This is a genomic window from Kitasatospora sp. NPDC057542 (genome assembly GCF_042801945.1).
Taxonomy (GTDB): Bacteria; Actinomycetota; Actinomycetes; order Streptomycetales; family Streptomycetaceae; genus Kitasatospora.
In genome coordinates this window covers 1-3,313 of the sequence record NZ_JBHVFE010000686.1, presented here as the reverse complement: position 1 = coordinate 3,313, position 3,313 = coordinate 1, and the positions used below count along the sequence as shown (strand labels likewise).

General features: G+C 72.4%; 3 protein-coding genes and 1 pseudogene. 2 read left to right on the top strand and 2 right to left on the bottom strand.

Annotated features, from left to right (window positions below):
- Together ACFU7Y_RS42090 and ACFU7Y_RS42085 are read right to left on the bottom strand one after the other, a co-directional pair.
- A pseudogene (locus ACFU7Y_RS42090) lies at positions 1-239 on the bottom strand (alpha/beta hydrolase); the annotation flags it as partial.
- A 422-nt stretch (positions 240-661) separates the two neighbouring features.
- Entirely contained in the window at positions 662-1,330 is a 669-nt protein-coding gene (locus tag ACFU7Y_RS42085; RefSeq protein ID WP_224282617.1) for a TetR/AcrR family transcriptional regulator, read from the bottom strand.
- A 56-nt stretch (positions 1,331-1,386) separates the two neighbouring features.
- Here ACFU7Y_RS42085 and ACFU7Y_RS42080 point away from each other — a divergent pair, with 56 nt between their 5' ends.
- Both ACFU7Y_RS42080 and ACFU7Y_RS42075 read left to right on the top strand, forming a co-directional pair.
- Positions 1,387-2,835 (top strand): MFS transporter, encoded by a 1,449-nt coding sequence (locus tag ACFU7Y_RS42080; RefSeq protein ID WP_380771712.1) that lies wholly within the window; start codon positions 1,387-1,389, stop codon positions 2,833-2,835.
- The gene (locus tag ACFU7Y_RS42075) at positions 2,832-3,269 is read left to right on the top strand and encodes a cupin domain-containing protein (protein WP_380771710.1); all 438 of its coding nucleotides are present in this window, start codon (positions 2,832-2,834) and stop codon (positions 3,267-3,269) included. Before ACFU7Y_RS42080 ends, ACFU7Y_RS42075 begins: the two co-directional genes overlap by 4 nt.
- The last annotated feature ends 44 nt before the right edge of the window (positions 3,270-3,313 follow it).

Sequence of the window (3,313 nt, the reverse complement as noted above, 5' to 3'; positions counted from 1 at the left end):
CCCGCGGACGGCACCCACGGGTCCGGGCGGTCCCCGTCGACCAGGTGCAGCGTGCTGCGGCCGACGGGCTGCCACCCCGTCGGCCGGGGCAGGTCGAGACTTGCGGTGGACGCCTCCGCGACGGGGGCGGCGGTGGCGACGGGCCCGGGCGCCGCGAGCGCCGAACTCGTCCCGGCGACCGGCAACGGCAGGACGAGTGCGAGCACGGCGGCCACGGCGGTACGACGGAGTCTGGTCATGCGGAAACGGTAGATCGCAGAACGGTGATGCGACCTCGCCGAGAAGGCTGAGGCGATGTCATCTCCGCGATGGAGCAGCACATCGCCTCCGAGGATGACGGGAGCCCGCGATGCTCGGCCGCATGGTGGAGAACCGGGCAGCGAGCATCGTGCGAATGCCGTACCCCCGCGCAGGCCGGGACCCGCCTCGACACCGCCACACGCCTGGTCCGGAGACCAGGTACTCAGGATGAACGGGCCGTCGCATCTCCAGGCGAGCCGTAGACCGGGGCCAGTCGCCACCGTGTCGTCGGCTTCGGTCGGGATCCGCACATGTCCGTGGAGCTGTCTCCGGGGCGTGCCCGGTGGTTCAGCGGGGCGCCACTGACATGAGCGGTCTCCGCCGAGAATCGTCAGACCGGCTGAACCACACCATCGCCTACTCAGCGCACGGTGAGGAGGCCGTCCACCAGGGAACGGAGTCCGTCCTGGTAGGTGTCCTGAGCGGTCAGCGGCTCCCAGCGGTCCGCGATCTGTGCCAGGCGAGGCAGGTCGCTCGGGTCGAGATCGGCGAAGACCTGCTGCCGGTAGGTCGGGCGGTCAACCCCCATGCGGCGCCGGGTCGCTGTTGCGCGGACCATGATCTCTCCGGCGGTGTAGTACCAGATCGCACGGTAGCCCTGCACGGCCCCTTCGAGCGACAGGCCGCAAGCGATCAAGCCGTCGATGATCTGCTCGACGAACCACAGGGCGTGGGTGGACATCAGGTCGTCGGCGGTCAGCACCTCCACGATCCACGGGCAGGCGGCGAGGGCCTCGTGGATCGCAGTTGCTGCAGCGACCACCCGCTCCCGGGGTTCGGCCGGCAGCTCGGTCCGGTGCAGTGTCCGCGAGGCGTAGTCGTCCAGCAGCAGGACGAGCAGGTCCTCCTTGTTGCGCACATGGTGGTAGAGCGCCATCGGCGTGCTGCCGATCTCCGTGGCCAGGCGCCGCATGGTCAGCCGCTCGACGCCCTCCTCGGCCACGATCCGGCGAGCCGTCCCGATGACCTCCTCCCGGGAGATGCGGGGAGGTCGGCCGGTGGCCTTGCGGGGTGCGGAGGGCTGCTGCATGCCCTCATCATCCCCCAGGCCTCGACAGCGCAGAGCCTCTGGGTTACTTTCCTTACATGTATAAAAACTCCCCCGGTCGCCCCGGCCTGGTGCTGGCGGTGGTGACCGTCGCGCAGTTCGTCTTCGCCCTGGACATGTCGGTGGTCAATGTCGCGCTGCCCGCGATCCGCAGAGCGCTGGGATTCGCGCCGCTCGACCTGTCGTGGGTCGTGCACGTCTACGCACTCACCTTCGGCGGGCTCCTGGTGCTGGGCGGTCGTGCCTGCGACCTGTACGGTCGGCGTCGGTTGTTCGTGCTGGGCCTGGCCGTGTTCGGACTGTGCTCACTGGCGGGCGGGTTGGCCCAGGCGCCCTGGCAGCTGGTCGCCGCACGGGCCGGGCAGGGCCTGGGCGCCGCGGCCGCCGCCCCGGCCGCGCTCGCGATGCTCACCACCACGTTCACCGAGGGCCCCCAGCGCGTCCGCGCGCTCGGCGTGTGGAGCGCGGCGAACGCCGCCGGCGGTGCGCTGGGCGTGCTGGCGGGCGGACTGCTGACCGAGTACGCGAGTTGGCGCTGGGTCATGCTGGTCAACCTGCCGATCGTGGCGACGGCCCTCGCGCTGCTCCCCGGGGGCGTTGCGGCCGAGGCACGGCCCGTCCGGCGGGAGCGGCTGGACGCGCCCGGCGCCGCCCTGGCGACCGGAGGAGTCGGGCTGCTGGTGTTCGGTGTCGTGCGGACCGACGTCCAGGGGTGGGGCTCCCCGGCCACGCTGGGGACCCTCGCCGCCGCGATCGCACTCCTGGCCGCCTTCGTCGTCACCGAACGCCGCTCGCCCGCACCGCTGTTGCGCCTCGGCCTGCTGCGCAGCCGCTGGGTCGCCGGTGCCAACGTGCTGGTGTTCCTCGCCGCCGCCGGGCAGTTCTCGGCCTTCTACTTCGTCTCCCTCTACCTGCAACAGGTCCTGGGCATGGGCGCCGCCGCCACCGGCGCCGCGTTCCTTCCCTTCTCCGCCGGGCTGGTCGCGGGCACCGTCGTCGCGACGCGCATCACCGCGACGCGCACCCCACGTGCCGCCCTCGTGCCCGGAGCCGTCATGGCCGCCGCGGGCCTGGCCTGGTTCGCGCTCATCCGCCCGGACGGCGGCTTCCTCGCCGACGTCCTCGGTCCGTCCGTCGTGACCAGCATCGGCACGGGGCTGGTGCTTGCCCCGGTCGCCGCCGCCGCGACCACCGGCATCTCCCCCCGCGAGGCCGGCATGGCCTCCGGCCTCCTCAACAGCTCGCGCCAACTCGGCGGCTGCGTCGGCCTGGCCGCCCTCGCCACCATCGCGGCCCACCGCACCGGCTCGGCCACCGACCCCGCCGACCTCAACAGCGGCTACGCCCTGGGCCTGGCGGGAGCCGCCGCCCTCTTTGCGGTCGCGGCGGTCGTGGCGATCGGCGCGCTACCCCGCCGCGGACCGGAAACACCCGGCCCGCGCCTCGCTGCCCTCGCAGAGAACCAGCCGGAAGGAACGCCCTCATGACGACAACTCCGATCACATCCGCCGACCTGTTCGCCTCGGCGCTGTACATCCATCCCGACGGCAGGGTCCGAGCCGCCGAACGCCGGATGGCAGGCAGCGACTCCGACGCCTGGCAGATCGCGACGTTCCACGTGGAGACCGACACCGACGTCCACGCCGACCACTGGGAGATGCACCCTGAGGCCGAGGAAGCGGTGTGCTGCCTGGCCGGCGGTGTCCGCCTCTACTTCCGTCCCACCACGCCCGGCGGCACCGAGGACATGGTGCGGCTGCCGGCCGGTACCGCCGTGATCGTCCCGCGTGGCCGCTGGCACCGCCTGGAACTCGACGCCCCCAGCGACCTGATGTCGATCACCCTTCGCAGGGGCACCCTCCTCGAACCGCGCACCGATGCCTGTTGCCGGGAGGGCGGGAATTCGGCGCCACACGAATAACGGCAGCGCGCCGGCCTGACGAGCGGTACGGCGTCGCATGCGGC